This window comes from Stenotrophomonas sp. KH_036_B (genome assembly GCF_057839485.1).
The window spans coordinates 1,962,032-1,977,918 of sequence record NZ_CM174491.1; the positions used below are offsets into that span (position 1 = coordinate 1,962,032).

The following is a 15,887-nucleotide window of genomic DNA, read 5'->3' on the forward strand; positions in this document are numbered from 1 at the left end:
CGCTTTTCCGTGAAGCGTGGCGTGACTTCGGTGACCCCTCGGTAGCCAAAGTGAGATTCCCGTGACCCAAGCCGCAATCCTCGTCCTCGAAGACGGCACCGTATTCGAGGGCGAATCCGTAGGCGCGCCCGGCCTGTCCGTCGGTGAGGTGGTGTTCAACACCGCCATGACCGGTTACCAGGAAGTGCTGACTGATCCCTCCTACGCCCGGCAGATGGTCACGCTGACCTACCCGCATATCGGCAACACCGGCATGACCGACCAGGATGACGAGGCCCACAAAGTGTGGTCGGCCGGCCTGATCGTGCGCGATGTACCGCGCCGTCCCAGCAACTGGCGCAGCCAGGTCTCGCTGCAGGACTGGCTGCTGCAGCGTGGCGTGGTCGCCATCTCCGGCATCGACACCCGCAAGCTGACCCGCATCCTGCGCGAGCGCGGCGCCCAGAACGGCGCGCTGATGGCGGGCGATGACATCAACGTGGACATCGCACTGGAAGCCGCCCGCAAGTTCCCGGGCCTGAAGGGCATGGACCTGGCCAAGGTGACCAGCACCGACAAGGCCTACAGCTGGAACGAGGGCCAGCTCGACCTGGATTCCAATACGTTCGCCAGCGCCGCCCCCCAGTACAAGGTGGTGGCCTATGACTTCGGCGCCAAGCTCAACATCCTGCGCATGCTGGCCGAACGCGGCTGCGACATCACCGTGGTCCCGGCCCAGACCCCGGCCGCCGACGTGCTGGCGATGAACCCGGACGGCGTGTTCCTGTCCAACGGCCCGGGCGATCCGGAACCGTGCGACTACGCCATCGAGGCGATCAAGGTGTTCCTGGACAAGAAGGTGCCGGTGTTCGGCATCTGCCTGGGCCATCAGCTGCTGGCGCTGGCCTCCGGCGCCAAGACCGTGAAGATGGGTCATGGCCACCACGGTGCCAACCACCCGGTGCAGGACCTGGACGACGGCCGCGTGATGATCACCTCGCAGAATCACGGCTTCGCGGTGGATGAAGCCACGCTGCCGGCCACCCTGCGCGTGACCCACCGGTCGCTGTTCGACGGCACCAACCAGGGCATCGCCCGCACCGACGTGCCGGCGTTCTCCTTCCAGGGCCACCCGGAAGCGTCCCCGGGCCCGCACGACGTGGCCCCGCTGTTCGACCGTTTCATTGCCCTGATGGCGCAGGCCAAGGCCTGATGCGCCACGCCGACGGCCTGGCCGGCGGCACCGCGCGACGGATCGCGACACCCTGCAGGGCCGCTGCCATCGGCGCGGCGCAGCAGCTCCGGAAGTTTCCTGATCGACAGCGTGCGATCACCCCCGACACGCTGTACTGACTTAGAGAAGACAATGCCCAAGCGCACTGACCTTAAAACCATCCTCATCATCGGTGCCGGCCCGATCGTCATCGGCCAGGCCTGCGAGTTCGACTACTCCGGCGCCCAGGCCTGCAAGGCCCTGCGTGACGAGGGGTACCGCGTGGTGCTGGTCAACAGCAATCCGGCCACCATCATGACCGACCCGGAGATGGCCGACGCCGTCTACATCGAGCCGATCAACTGGCAGACGGTCGAGAAGATCATCGCCAAGGAAAAGCCCGACGCCCTGCTGCCGACCATGGGCGGCCAGACCGCGCTGAACTGCGCGCTGGACCTGGCCGACAACGGCGTGCTGGAGAAGTACAACGTCGAACTGATCGGCGCCAAGCGCGATGCGATCCGCATGGCCGAAGACCGCGAGCTGTTCCGCGTGGCCATGGGTGAGATCGGCCTGGAGTGCCCGTCCGCCGCGGTGGCGCACACGCTGGAAGAAGCGATCGACATCCAGACCCGCGTCGGCTACCCGACCATCATCCGCCCCAGCTTCACCCTGGGCGGCAGTGGCGGTGGCATCGCCTACAACCGCGAAGAGCTGATCGATATCGTGACCCGCGGCCTGGAACTGTCGCCGACCACCGAAGTGCTGGTGGAAGAGTCGGTGCTGGGCTGGAAGGAGTTCGAGATGGAGGTGGTGCGCGACACCGCGGACAACTGCATCATCGTCTGCTCCATCGAGAACCTGGACCCGATGGGCGTGCACACCGGTGACTCGATCACCGTGGCCCCGGCCCAGACCCTGACCGACAAGGAATACCAGCGCCTGCGCGATGCCTCCATCGCCGTGCTGCGCAAGATCGGCGTGGATACCGGCGGTTCGAACGTGCAGTTCGGCATCAGCCCGACCACCGGCCGCGTGGTTGTGATCGAAATGAACCCGCGCGTGTCGCGCTCGTCCGCGCTGGCCTCCAAGGCTACCGGCTTCCCGATCGCCAAGGTCGCCGCCAAGCTGGCGGTCGGCTACACCCTGGACGAATTGAAGAACGAAATCACCGGTGGCCTGACCCCGGCCTCGTTCGAGCCGTCGATCGATTACGTCGTCACCAAGATCCCGCGCTTCGCCTTCGAAAAGTTCCCGGCGGCCGACGCGCGCCTGACCACCCAGATGAAGTCGGTGGGTGAAGTGATGGCCATGGGCCGCACCTTCCAGGAGTCGCTGCAGAAGGCGCTGCGTGGCCTGGAGACCGGCAAGGTCGGCCTCGACCCGACCGGCCTGGACCTGTCCAACGAAGACGACATCACCACGATGAAGCGCGAGCTCAAGGCCCCGGGCCCGGAGCGCCTGTTCTTCGTGGGCGATGCGTTCCGTGCCGGCTTCAGCGTTGAAGAAGTGTTCGCGCTCTCGCACATCGACCCGTGGTTCCTGGACCAGATCGAAGAGATCATCCAGGCCGAAACCCAGGTCGCAGCCGACGGCATCGATGCGCTGGACGCCGCGCGCCTGCGCAAGCTCAAGCGCGCCGGTTTCTCCGATGCACGCCTGGCCGAACTGACCGGTACCAACGAAGCCGCCGTGCGCGCGCTGCGTCGTGCCCACAAGGTGCGCCCGGTGTACAAGCGCGTCGACTCCTGCGCGGCCGAGTTCTCCACCAGCACCGCCTATCTGTATTCGACCTACGAGGACGAGTGCGAAGCGGCGCCGAGCAACCGCGACAAGATCATGATCCTGGGCGGCGGTCCGAACCGCATCGGCCAGGGCATCGAGTTCGACTACTGCTGCGTGCACGCCGCACTGGCGCTGCGCGAAGACGGGTTCGAGACCATCATGGTCAACTGCAACCCGGAAACCGTCTCCACCGACTACGACACCTCCGACCGCCTGTACTTCGAGCCGCTGACGCTGGAAGACGTGCTGGAAATCGTCGAGCTGGAACAGCCGAAGGGCGTGATCGTGCAGTACGGTGGCCAGACGCCGCTGAAGCTGGCGCGCGCGCTGGAAGCCAACGGCGTGCCGGTGATCGGCACCTCGCCGGACTCCATCGACCTGGCCGAAGACCGTGAGCGCTTCCAGCAGCTGGTGGACAAGCTGGGCCTGAAGCAGCCGCCGAACCGCATTGCCCGCAACGACCAGGAAGCGCTGCTGCTGGCCCGCGAGATCGGCTACCCGCTGGTGGTGCGCCCGAGCTACGTGCTGGGCGGCCGCGCGATGGAAATCGTCTACGGCGAATCCGACCTGGCGCGCTACGTGCGCGATGCGGTCAAGGTCTCCAACGATTCGCCGGTGCTGCTGGACCGCTTCCTGGACAATGCGGTGGAAGTGGACGTGGACATCATTGCCGACAAGGACGGCAACGTGCTGATCGGCGGCGTGATGGAACACATCGAAGAGGCCGGCGTGCATTCGGGCGATTCGTCCTGCTCGCTGCCGCCGTACTCGCTGTCGGCCGAGACCCAGGCCGAGCTGCGCCGCCAGGTGGTGGAGCTGGCCAAGGCCCTGAACGTGGTCGGCCTGATGAACACCCAGTTCGCGATCCAGGCCGGCGAGAACGGCGAGGACATCGTGTACCTGCTGGAAGTGAACCCGCGTGCCTCGCGCACCGTGCCGTTCGTGTCCAAGGCGACCGGCATGGCGCTGGCCAAGATCGCCGCGCGCTGCATGGCCGGCAAGACGCTGGCCGAGCAGGGCGCCCTCAAGGAAATCGTGCCGGAGTACTTCTCGGTCAAGGAAGCGATCTTCCCGTTCGCCAAGTTCCAGGGCGTGGACCCGATCCTCGGGCCGGAGATGCGCTCCACCGGTGAGGTGATGGGCGTGGGCCGCAGCTTCAGCGCCGCGTTCGCGCGTGCGCAGGAAGCCGGTGGCATCAAGGCGCCGCCGCTGGGCAAGGCCTTCGTGTCGGTGCGTGACCCGGACAAGCAGCGCGTGCTGCCGGTGGCCAAGCTCCTGCTGGAGCGTGGCTATACGCTGGTGGCTACCCGTGGCACCGGTGCATGGCTGCAGCAGCACGGCATGGACTGCGAGATCGTCAACAAGGTGGTCGAAGGCCGTCCGCACATCGTGGACTCGATCAAGAACGGCGAAATCGTGTATATCGTCAACACGACCGAAGGTCGCGCGGCGATCAACGACTCGTTCTCGATCCGTCGCGAGGCGCTGCAGCACCGCGTCACCTATTCGACCACCATTGCCGGCGCCAAGGCGCTGGTGCAATCGCTTGAATTCCGCGGTACCGGCCCGGTCTGGTCGCTGCAGGAACTGCACAAGGAGTTGAACGCATGAGAGCACCGATCACCCTGAAGGGCGCGCAGCGTCTGCGCGAAGAGCTTGACCACCTCAAGTCGGTCAAGCGCCCCAAGGTCATCGCGGCGATCGCCGAGGCGCGTGAGCACGGCGATCTCAAGGAGAACGCCGAGTACCACGCCGCGCGCGAGGAGCAGGGCTTCATCGAAGGCCGCATCAAGCAGCTGGAAGGCGAGCTCTCGCATGCCGAGATCATCGACATCACCAAGCTCAACGCGGGCAGCAAGGTCGTGTTCGGCGCCACCGTCGAACTGGCCGATGTGGAAAGCGATGAAGAGAAGCGCTACCAGATCGTGGGTGACCTGGAAGCCGACATCAAACTCGGCCTGGTCGCGATTTCTTCGCCGGTCGCGCGCGCGATGATTGGCAAGAACGAGGGCGACAGCATCGTGATCGACGCCCCGGCCGGGCAGCGCGAGTACGAAATCGTCAGCGTCCAGTACCTGGACTGACCTGACCATGGCCACGGCAACCCTGTTGCTGCCGGCGCGCAACCGCTTCCCGGCGGCGGCGTTGCCGGAAGATGTGGCGAAAGCGCTCGGCCAGGCCGAGCGCAGTCGTGTGGATGCCGGTGAGCGTGCCCAGCTGCAGCGGCATTTCCAGCTGCAGCCGGCGCAGTGGCCGGTAGCCGCGCTTACCCGCCAGCTCGACGTGGGTGATGCGGTGGATGGCGTGTGGCTGCGTGCGGATCCGGCCAACGTGGTGCCGGACATGCACGGCGCGCGCATGATGGGCCATGGCGACACGCTGCGGCCCGATGACGACGATGTGGCTGCGTTGCTGCCGGCGCTGCAGCCGCTGTTTGCCGGCTACGGCTTTTCCCTGGATGCGCCGACGCCGTCGCGCTGGTACCTGCGCCTGCCGCCGGGCACCACGCTGCCGGCATTCGCCGCACCGGACGATGTGCTGGGCGACGATCTGTTCGAGCACCTGCCGCAAGGCGATGCCGGCCGACGCTGGCGCGCCTTGTTGACCGAGGCGCAGGTGGTGCTGCACCAGCACCCGTGGAACCAGGAACGGGTCACCGCCGGCAAGCGCGCGATCAATTCGCTGTGGTTCTGGGGCGGCGGGGAATTGCCGGCGCGCGTACAGACCGCGCATGCGCAGGTACGCAGTCGCGATGCGCTGCTCCAGGCATTGGCCAAGGCCGCCGGCGTGCATGCCGACGGCGACCAGCAGGTGGACGCGCTGGTGGACCTGCGCCAGCTGCGCTCGCTCGACCAGCTGGGCAACGATGCGATCCGGCCGCTGTTGTCGGCCCTGCAGCGCGGCGAACTGCGCCGGCTGGTACTGGATTTCGAGGACGGCGCGCGGTTCGAGCTGGACAAGGCCCAACGCTGGCGGTTCTGGAAGAAGCCGGTGCAGCTTCACGACGTCTGACCGTCAGGTCGATAGCACGTAGAGCCACGCCCTGCGTGGCTGCTCTGCGTCCCGACACCGCGTAACCATCCGACACCGCGCAGCCACGCAGGGCGTGGCTCTACGGTGGCCGGGTCTGCCATATCGATCTGCCGCGGGTATCATGGCGGACATCGGCGTTCGCGCTGTTTATCGAGCCCGCGTTGACTTCTCCTGATTCGCTCCAGATCCGACGCCGTCCCGTTGCTGAGCTTGGCCAATGGCCGAGCGACATGCTGCCGCTGCTGCAGCGGTTGTACGCGGCGCGCGGGGTCAGCGATGCGGCGCAGGCGCAGCCCAAGCTGGCCCAGCTGCATGCGCCGGAACTGATGGGCAGCATGCAGGCGGCTGTTGACCTGCTGGCGGCGGCCATCGCGGCCGACGAACGGATCCTGGTGGTGGGCGATTTCGATTGCGATGGCGCCACGGCCTGCGCCGTGGGCGTGCGCGGCCTGCGCATGCTGGGCGCACGCGACGTGGTGCATGCGGTGCCCAACCGCATGCTGCACGGCTACGGCCTGTCACCGTCGCTGGTGGCCGAACTGGCCCCGCTGCACCCCGGCCTGCTGGTCACGGTCGACCATGGCATCGCCTGCCATGCCGGCGTGGCGGCGGCCAAGGCGCTGGGCTGGAAGGTGCTGGTCACCGATCACCATCTGCCGGGCGAACAGCTGCCGGGCGCCGACGTGATCGTCGACCCGAACATCAATGGCGATGCCTTCCCCAGCAAGGCGCTGGCCGGCGTGGGCGTCATCTTCTACGTGCTCATGGCGCTGCGCCGCCACCTGCGGGTGCAGGGCGCGTTCGCCGCCACGGCCGAGCCGGATCTGTTGACGCTGCTGGACCTGGTGGCGGTCGGTACGGTGGCCGACCTGGTGGCACTGGATGCCAACAACCGCGCCCTGGTCTCGGCCGGCCTGCGCCGACTGCGTGCGGGGCAGGGCTGCGTGGGCCTGCAGGCGCTGATCGAGGCGAGCGGGCGCGACCCGGCACGGCTGAGTGCCACCGACATCGGCTTCGCACTTGGCCCACGCCTCAATGCCGCCGGCCGCCTGGAAGACATGGCGCTGGGCATCGAGCTGCTGCTGACCGAAGACCGCAACCAGGCCCGCGAGATGGCGCAGACGCTGGAGCAGATCAATGCCGAGCGCCGCGCGGTACAGCAGCTGATGACCGACGACGCCGAACTGGCCGTGTCGCGCGCGTTGCTGCTTGCCGAGGGCGAGCGCCCGGTGGCGGCCTGCTTGTTCGACGCGGAGTGGCACCCGGGCGTGGTGGGGCTGGTTGCATCGAAGATGAAGGATCGCCTGCATCGTCCGGTCATCGCGTTCGCACCGTCCGAGCCGGGCAGCGATTCGCTGCGCGGGTCGGCGCGGTCGATTGCCGGCTTCCACATCCGTGACGCGCTGGCGCTGGTCAACGCGTCGCATCCCGGATTGATCGACAAGTTCGGCGGCCACGCCATGGCCGCCGGATTGAGCCTGCCACAGGCGCGTTTCGCCGAGTTCCAGCAGGCCTTCGTCGCGGTGGTCGATGCCAGCATGGACCCGGCCGCGTTGCAGCAGATGCTGCTCAGCGATGGTGAGCTGGCCCCCGATGAGCTTGATTTTCGCCACGCCGAAGCGCTGCGGTTGGCCGGTCCGTGGGGGCAGGGCTTCCCGGAGCCACTGTTCGACGGGCATTTCCAGGTGGCGCGCTGGCAGGTGCTGAAGGAGAAGCACCTCAAGCTGAGCCTGCGCGTGCCCGGTCGCGCGGAGCCGATCAGCGCGATTCATTTCAGCGGTTGGCGGGGCAATGCCCCGGCCAACCAGGTGCACATCGCATATCGGCTGGTCAGTGACGATTACCGTGGCGGCGGCGCGATCCAGCTGATCGTCGAGCATTGCGCCGACGCGTAGCGCCAGGCCTACGGCTGCACTTTGGTCACCAGCGTCGGCATGTCCCACGCGCCGCCGGCGGCGACCAGGCGGCACAGACCCGAGCCCGCTTCCGCCGTCTTGACGAACGTGGTGCCGGTCCAGCCCCAGCTGGTCGTGTGCCAGCAGTCGCCGAGGCCGCGCCCCTTGTGCGCTTCCTGGATCGTGCGCAGGTCATCGTCCACGGCCGACGCGGTCACCAGGGTCGGTGCGTACGGCGCGCGGTCGTTGACCACCCAGTAGCCGTCGCCAGTGTTGTAGGCGGCACGCCAGCAGCTCTGCGAGACCAGCAGCTTGCCGGCCGACAGGCGCTGCACGGTGATGTCCTGCGGACCCTCGTCGCCGAACATGGTTCCGTCGGGACGCAGCGCTTCGCATTCGTCGGCCGGGGTGGCCGCCACCAGCGCCGCACGCAAGGCGGGCGCGTCCGCCAGGGCCAGGTCGGCGGGGCGGGTGGCGACCGTCCTGCCCAGCACGATCACCGGAACCGGAAGGGCGGGCAGCACCGAGGCCTCCGCGCGCGTCCCCTTGCGCACCAGCGCGCCCGGCGTGCCGAGCCGGCCCTGGATTTCGTCCATCTTCAGCAGCACGGCCGAGGCGCCGCGATCGGACACGGTCCACTGCCGGCCATCGTCGCCCACCAGCACGATGCGGCTGTCGCGGTTCAACGCGGCCAGCAGCGCAGCGACCTGCTTGGCCGACAGCTCGGCGGTGCCGTCGCCGGCGTTGTACTCGAGCGGCCCCAGCCCGGTGCCGTTGATCTGCAGGCGCAGCGTCTGCGGCAGGGTGGTCTCGTCGTATTGGCCCAGCATCGCCGTCGCGGTCACCGGCTGCCCGGGCCCGCCCTCGCGGGTGAGCAGGATCGAGACCGGTTCGCTGTCGCCGTCGTCGCGCTGGTAGCCCGCTGCGCGGCAGGTGCGGGTGTTGTCGCAGGCCACGGTCCAGTCCTCGTGACCGAAGTCGATGCCGGGCGCGACGGCCGCCGTGGGCGCGGCATGGGCCGCTGCGGGCAGCAGGCCGGCGAGCAGCAGGAGGGTGAGGCACTGGCGCATGGGCGATCCTTGTTGGACAACGTTCCGTGGGGCTGGAATCCTGAACCCGGGGACCGTGCTTGTCCATGACCGGGACGGGCGGCTGGCCGGTGCAACCCCGTTTGCGGCGCTGGTGCGTTCAACCCTTCGTCAACGGATCTGGAGCGTCACATGGGCAGCGTGCTACGCGGTATCGGGGTGGGGATGGTGCTGTGGGTTGGGGTGGGAGTGGGCATGCCGGCGGCGCTGGCACAGCGCACTGCCGATCCGGTGCTGAAGGTGGCCGGCGCCGAGCAGCCGGTGGAGCTTGAACTGGCGCAGATCGACAGCCGTGTCGCCGCCGGCCTGGGCGAGACACGCATCGAGCTGGTGTTCCGCAATCCGAACCGCCGCGTGCTGGAAGGCGCGCTGGAATTCCCGTTGGCCGGGGGCCAGCAGGTGGCGGGGTTCGCGCTGGACATCGACGGCGTGCTGCGCGATGCGGTGCCGGTGCCCAAGGCGCAGGGACGCCAGATTTTTGAAGCCATCGAGCGGCGCCGGGTCGACCCCGGCCTGCTGGAGCAGACCGCCGGCAACCAGTTCCGTCTGCGCATCTATCCGATCCCGGCGCTCGGCACGCGGCGGGTGGCGCTGACCGTGCGTGAGGCATTGCCGATGGGCGCGCAGGGCCTGCGCTGGACGCTGCCGCTGCAGTTCGCGCGCGGCGCGCAGAACGTGCAGATCCGTCTGCAGGCAGTAGGTGTCGGCGTGCCGACCGCCACCGGCAAGGCACCGCTGGCGCTGGCGCTGGCGCTGCGCGACGGTGCATGGCAGGCCGCATGGACGGGGCAGGGCAGCGCGCTGCCTGCGCAGCTCGGGTGGACCCTGCCGATGGCGCGCGGCGTGGAGGCGGTGCGGGGTGACTTCGCGGGCGAGCACTACGTGATGGTGCAGGTGCCGGTGTCCGTGCAGCCGCGCACTCGCGTGCTGCCACAGCGCATCGGCCTGCTCTGGGATGCGTCTGGTTCGGCGCGCACGCGCAATACGGCCGCTGAGCTTGCGGTGCTGGACCGCTACTTCCGCGCGATCGGCAATGGCGAGGTGCAGCTCACCGTACTGCGTGATCGTGCCGAGCCGACCCGCCGCTTCGCGATCCGCAACGGCGACTGGAGCGCGCTGCGTCAGCACATCGAGGCGCTGCCCTACGACGGTGCCAGTGCGCTGGGGGACTGGACCGCGCAGGCCGATATCGACGAGTACCTGCTGGTCAGCGATGGGCTGGCCAACTACGGCCGACGCGAGCGTCCGGCGCTGCGTGACAGCCAGCGCCTGTATGCCCTGAGCGGTGCAGGTGCGCGCACCGACAGCCTGCGCCTGCGCGCATGGGCGCGTGCGGGGCGGGGACAGCTGCTGGTGCTGTCCGGTGCGGAAGAGGTCGATGCCGTGGGCGCACGGCTGCTGCGCGAAGATGCAGGTGACGTCGCGGTGCAGGGCGATGGCGTAACGGATCTTTCGGTGGATGCCGAGGGTGCCGGACAGGGCTGGGTGCGGGTGCTGGGGCGCGTGCAGCGTGCCGATGGCCAACTGCGGCTGCAGCTGCCGGCGGCGGACGGGACGCGTCGAACCGTCACGGTCCCACTGGCGCAGGCACGCGACAGCGGCGGCGCGCTCGTCGCGCATGCCTGGGCGGCGGCGTGGCGGCAGCAGCTGGCCGCCGCGCCGGAGGCCAACCGCGAGGCCATCCGGGCGCTGTCGCAGCGCTTCGGCCTGGTGGACGCGGAGACCTCGCTGCTGGTGCTGGAAACGTTGGATGACTACCTGCGTTACGGCATCCGTGCACCGGCGCCGTTGCGCGACGCGTATGACCGCCTGCATGCCGTGCGCATCGATGACGAACAGACCTCGCGCGCGCAGCGGCTGGACCGCGTCGCGCTGCAGTTTGCCGAGCGCGAGCGCTGGTGGAACACGCCGTGGCCAAAGGGCGCGCCGCCGCAGCAGGCTGTGGCCAAGCAGGCGCCGATGGTCATGGCGGTTGCTTCCGCGCCGCCGGCGCCCATGGCGCCCGTGGTGGAGGTCCCCGAGCCAAGGCCGAACGATATCGTGCCCCCTGCACCCGCGGCGGCCGATGCGACGGCGTTGCGCAGCCGGGCAAGCGCGGCACGCGAAAGCGCTGCCGAAGCGCGCCAGGCGCTGGCGGGCAACATGCGGTCCAAGGGGGCCGCGGACCCGGCCAACCGGGGTGCCATTGCGGTCACGCTGGCGGCGTGGGAACCCGATTCGGCCTACGCACGCCGGCTGCGCGACGCGAGTCCTGCACAGCTGTACGCCACCTACCTGGCCGAGCGCGAACAGCATAGCGACAGCAGCGCGTTCTATCTGGACGTGGCCGATCTGCTGCTGGCCAAGGGCCAGCGCGACCTGGCACTGCGCGTGCTCTCCAACCTGGCCGAGATGCAGCTGGAGAACCGCCACGTGCTGCGCGTGCTGGGCTACCGGCTGATGCAGGCCAAGGCGCCGGCGCTGGCGGTGCCGGTGTTCCGCGATGTACTGGCCATGGGCGAGGAAGAGCCGCAGAGCTTCCGTGACCTGGGCCTGGCGCTGGAAGCGGCGGGGCAGTACCCGGCGGCGGTGGCGTCGCTGTACGAGGTCGTGGTGCGCCCGTGGGACAGCCGCTTCGATGGCATTTCGCTGATCGCGCTGGACGAGCTCACCAACCTGGTCGCCCGCGAGCGGGTCGATGCCAGCGCGATCGATCCGCGCCTGCGCCGCGCCATGCCGCTCGACCTGCGCGTGGTGCTCAGCTGGGACAGCGACAACAGCGACATGGACCTGTGGGTGACCGACCCCAACGGCGAACGTGCGTACTACGGCAACCGCTTGACCTACCAGGGCGGGCAGATGTCGCAGGACTTCACCGGCGGCTACGGCCCCGAACAGTTCTCGCTGCGCGCGGCCAAGCCGGGCAAATACAAGGTGGAGGCGAACTACTTCGGCAGCCGCGAGCAGCTGATCACCGGCGCCACCACCCTGAGCCTGCGCCTGACCACGCACTGGGGCAGCCGCCGTCAGCAGGACCAGCAGGTCACGATGCGCTTGAAGGATCAAGCCGACACCGTGCTGGTGGGTGAGTTCGAGGTGCGCTAGCGCTTAAGCTCTGCAGATGGATCAATCAACGACCTCGCGCACCCCCGCCCGCTGGCGACCTGCTGCCCGCCTGCTGGTGTGGGGTGCCATCCTGCTCGGCAGCGGGGTGGCCAATGCCTTCGTCGACGTGATGGATGCGCAGCGCCGCGGCGAGGTGCTGGCGCTGTGGGAGCCGATGGTCTGGGAGCTGAGCAGTGTCGCGCTGATCCTGTTCACGCTGCCGGTGCTGTGGTGGGGCTGCCAGCGCTGGCCGCTGCACGCTGATACCTGGCGGCGGCGGCTGCCGGCGTACCTGCTCGCCAGCGTGGCCTGGTCGCTGGTCCACGTGGTGGGCATGATGGGGCTGCGCCACCTGGCCTATGCCGGCGTCGGCGAACACTACGTGGATGGGTCCAGCTGGCCCACGCGCCTGCTGTACGAGTACCTGAAGGACGTCCGCGCGTTCTTCACCTTCGTGGCCATCGAGCACTTCTTCAGCTGGTTCGGACGCCGTCGGCAGGGCGAGGCCCACCTGCTGGCCGCGCCCGAGGACGCGCCGCCGGTGGAGCCGGTGGACCGGCCCGGGCGCTTCCTGGTCCGCAAGCTGGGCCGTGATTTCCTGGTCGCCACGGATGATGTCGAGTACGCCCAAGCGGCCGGCAACTACATGAACCTGCGCGTGCGCGGCCATGACTACCCGCTGCGCAGTACCCTGGCGGCGCTGGAGGCGCGGCTGGACCCGGCGCGGTTCGTGCGTATCCACCGCAGCTACCTGCTCAACCTGGCGGTGCTGGTCTCGATCGAGCCGCTGGACAGCGGCGAGGCCCGGGTTCACCTGGCCGACGGCACCATGCTGCCGTGCAGCCGCCGCCAGCTGCCCGGCCTGCGTGCCGCGCTGGGGCAGGGCAGTGGCGCGGGTGGCGTGGAAACCGCCCCGGCCGGTGCGCCGGCAGGTGCATCTACATGAACGGGCACTCTGGGCTACAATTCCGGTCTTGTCCCAAGCCTTAAAAACCGCCGATATGATCGAGCTCAATCCCGTGCGCCAGCGAATCACCGATCTGACCGATCGCGTGCTCTCGCTCAGGGGGTATCTTTGACTACGACGCCAAGAAAGAGCGTCTGGAAGAAGTAACCCGGGAACTGGAAAACCCCGATATCTGGAACAACGCCGAATACGCCCAGACCCTGGGCCGCGAGCGTTCCAGCCTTGAAAAGACCGTGGGCGGCATCGCCACCATCCTCGATGGGCTGACCGAATCGGGCGAACTGCTGGAACTGGCTGAAAGCGAGCAGGACGAGGACACCGCCCTGGCCGTGGTCGCCGACCTGGACAAGTACCAGAAGCACGTGGAGCAGCTGGAATTCCAGCGCATGTTCTCCGGCAAGATGGACAACGCCCCGGCGTTCGTCGACATCCAGGCCGGTGCCGGCGGTACCGAAGCCCAGGACTGGGCGGAAATCCTGCTGCGCATGTACCTGCGCTGGTGCGAATCGCGTGGCTGGAAGACCGAGCTGATGGAAGTGTCCGGTGGCGATGTTGCCGGCATCAAGTCGGCCACGCTGCGCGTGGAAGGCGACTACGCCTATGGCTGGCTGAAGACCGAAACCGGCGTGCACCGCCTGGTGCGCAAGTCGCCGTTCGATTCCGACAACCGCCGCCACACCAGCTTCACCTCGGTGTTCGTGTCACCGGAAGTCGACAACAACATTGAAATCGACATCAACCCGGCCGACCTGCGCACCGACGTGTACCGCTCGTCCGGTGCCGGTGGTCAGCACGTCAACAAGACCGAGTCGGCGGTGCGTATCACGCACATTCCGACCAATACGGTCGTGGCCTGCCAGACCGGCCGCAGCCAGCACCAGAACCGCGACAACGCGATGAAGATGCTGGCCGCCAAGCTGTACGAGCTGGAAATCCAGAAGCGCAACGCCGAACGCGACGCGGTGGAAGCCACCAAGTCCGACATCGGCTGGGGCAGCCAGATCCGCAACTACGTGCTCGACCAGAGCCGTATCAAGGATCTGCGCACCGGCATCGAGCGCTCGGACACGCAGAAGGTGCTGGACGGCGATCTCGACGAATTCGTCGAGGCCAGCCTGAAGTCCGGCCTGGAAGTCGGCTCCAAACGCATCGACGCCTGACCGTCGGGCCGCCACGCGCGGCCCGGCGCTGTCGCCCCGGCCACTGCCGGGGTTTTCGCACTCTGCCCCGTCCATCGGCATGATGGCGGGGTTCGCACCTCCCCACAGACATAGACCCACGCCATGAACGATCAGACACCCGCGCCGCAGCCCCCCGTCGACGAGAACAGCCTCATCGCCGAGCGCCGCGCGAAACTGACCGCGCTGCGCGGGCAGGGCATCGCCTACCCGAACGACTTCCGCCGCGAACACTTCGCCGGCGCGCTGCAGACCGAGTTTGCCGACGCCGAACAGTGGACCGCGGAGGCCCTGGAAGCCACCGACCGCCACGTGAAGATGGCCGGCCGGCTGATGGCCAAGCGGGTGATGGGCAAGGCCAGCTTCGCCCAGATCCAGGACGAGTCCGGCCGCATCCAGCTGTTCCTGCAAGGCAACGCGCTGGGCGATGTCTACACCGCCTTCAAGGGCTGGGACGTGGGCGACATCATCGCCGTCGAGGGCGGGCTGACCCGCACCAAGACCGGCGAGCTGTCGGTCAAGGCCACCAGCATCCGCCTGCTGACCAAGTCGCTGCGCCCGCTGCCGGACAAGTGGCACGGCCTGGCCGACGTCGAGCAGCGCTACCGCCAGCGCTACGTGGACCTGATCGTGACCCCGGAGTCGCGCGAGGTGTTCATCAAGCGCTCGCGGATCATCCGCGCCATGCGCGCCTGGCTGGACAACCGCGACTTCCTGGAAGTCGAAACGCCGATGATGCATTACATCCCCGGCGGCGCCACGGCCAAGCCGTTCACCACCCACCACAACGCGCTGGACCTGGACCTGTACCTGCGCGTGGCCCCGGAGCTGTACCTCAAGCGCCTGGTCGTGGGTGGCCTGGAACGCGTGTACGAGATCAACCGCAACTTCCGCAACGAAGGCGTCAGCACCCGCCACAACCCCGAATTCACCATGATGGAGCTGTACGAGGCCTACGCCACGTACACCGAAGTGATGGACCTGACCGAGGGCGTGATCCGTGACGTGGCCAGCAAGGTGCTGGGCACCACCACGGTGGAGTGGGATGGCGCGACCATCGACCTGGCCCCGGCGTTCCGCCGCTGGCGCATGGACGAGGCCGTCCGCCACCACAACCCCGAGATCAGCGCGGCCGACTGCACCGATCGCGAGGCGCTGCTGCGCCATTGCGAACGCCTGAAGATCCGGGTCAAGCCGTCCTACGGCTGGGGCAAGCTGCTGCTGGAGATCTTCGAGGCCACCGTCGAGCACACCCTGGTGCAGCCGACCTTCATCACCGACCACCCGGTCGAGGTCTCGCCGCTGGCCCGCGCCAACGACGACCAGCCGGGCTACACCGACCGCTTCGAGCTGTTCATCAACGGCAAGGAGCTGGCCAACGGCTTCTCCGAGCTGAACGACCCCGAAGACCAGGCGGCACGCTTCCAGGCGCAGGTGACGGCCAAGGAAGGCGGCGACGACGAGGCCATGCACTTCGACGCGGACTACATCCGTGCGCTGGAGTACGGTATGGCCCCGACCGGTGGCCTCGGCATCGGTATTGATCGCCTGGTCATGCTTCTGACCGGCAGCAGTTCCATCCGTGATGTGCTGCTGTTCCCCTATATGCGCCCGGAAAACTGAGACTTCCGTCAGGATGACCCCCATCCGGGCCGTCCTGTGGGG

General features: G+C 68.2%; 10 protein-coding genes. 9 read left to right on the plus strand and 1 reads right to left on the minus strand.

What is annotated here, in order from left to right:
* The first annotated feature begins 61 nt into the window (after positions 1-61).
* From carA to recJ, 5 genes are all read left to right on the plus strand, one after another.
* Entirely contained in the window at positions 62-1,192 is a 1,131-nt protein-coding gene (gene carA / locus AC3ITN_RS09010; protein WP_313342815.1) for a glutamine-hydrolyzing carbamoyl-phosphate synthase small subunit, read from the plus strand.
* A 153-nt stretch (positions 1,193-1,345) separates the two neighbouring features.
* Positions 1,346-4,588, plus strand: coding sequence for a carbamoyl-phosphate synthase large subunit (carB, locus tag AC3ITN_RS09015; protein WP_489392717.1), 3,243 nt, complete (start codon positions 1,346-1,348; stop codon positions 4,586-4,588).
* An 8-nt stretch (positions 4,589-4,596) separates the two neighbouring features.
* Positions 4,597-5,061 (plus strand): transcription elongation factor GreA, encoded by a 465-nt coding sequence (gene greA / locus AC3ITN_RS09020; protein ID WP_313342909.1) that lies wholly within the window; start codon positions 4,597-4,599, stop codon positions 5,059-5,061.
* A 7-nt stretch (positions 5,062-5,068) separates the two neighbouring features.
* Positions 5,069-5,989, plus strand: coding sequence for a phosphoglycerate mutase (locus tag AC3ITN_RS09025; RefSeq protein WP_489392718.1), 921 nt, complete (start codon positions 5,069-5,071; stop codon positions 5,987-5,989).
* A 182-nt stretch (positions 5,990-6,171) separates the two neighbouring features.
* Positions 6,172-7,905, plus strand: a complete 1,734-nt coding sequence (gene recJ, locus AC3ITN_RS09030) for a single-stranded-DNA-specific exonuclease RecJ (protein ID WP_489392719.1) — start codon at positions 6,172-6,174, stop codon at positions 7,903-7,905.
* Positions 7,906-7,913: 8 nt separating this feature from the next.
* Here recJ and AC3ITN_RS09035 read toward each other — a convergent pair whose 3' ends face one another.
* Positions 7,914-8,975, minus strand: coding sequence for a DUF1176 domain-containing protein (locus tag AC3ITN_RS09035; RefSeq protein WP_489392720.1), 1,062 nt, complete (start codon positions 8,973-8,975; stop codon positions 7,914-7,916).
* A 150-nt stretch (positions 8,976-9,125) separates the two neighbouring features.
* Between AC3ITN_RS09035 and AC3ITN_RS09040 the strand changes: the two genes are divergently transcribed.
* From AC3ITN_RS09040 to lysS, 4 genes are all read left to right on the plus strand, one after another.
* The gene (locus AC3ITN_RS09040) at positions 9,126-12,077 is read left to right on the plus strand and encodes a DUF2135 domain-containing protein (protein WP_489392721.1); all 2,952 of its coding nucleotides are present in this window, start codon (positions 9,126-9,128) and stop codon (positions 12,075-12,077) included.
* Between the two features lie 16 nt (positions 12,078-12,093).
* Positions 12,094-13,023, plus strand: a complete 930-nt coding sequence (locus AC3ITN_RS09045; RefSeq protein ID WP_489392722.1) for a LytTR family DNA-binding domain-containing protein — start codon at positions 12,094-12,096, stop codon at positions 13,021-13,023.
* A gap of 55 nt (positions 13,024-13,078) precedes the next feature.
* A protein-coding gene (gene prfB, locus AC3ITN_RS09050; RefSeq protein WP_313342829.1) for a peptide chain release factor 2 occupies positions 13,079-14,204 on the plus strand; the annotation gives its coding sequence in 2 pieces (ribosomal slippage) (positions 13,079-13,153 and positions 13,155-14,204; 1,125 coding nt in all).
* 123 nt (positions 14,205-14,327) lie between these two features.
* Positions 14,328-15,845 carry a lysine--tRNA ligase gene (lysS, locus tag AC3ITN_RS09055; protein WP_313342831.1) on the plus strand — a complete coding sequence of 506 codons (1,518 nt, stop codon included), beginning with the start codon at positions 14,328-14,330 and terminating at the stop codon, positions 15,843-15,845.
* The last annotated feature ends 42 nt before the right edge of the window (positions 15,846-15,887 follow it).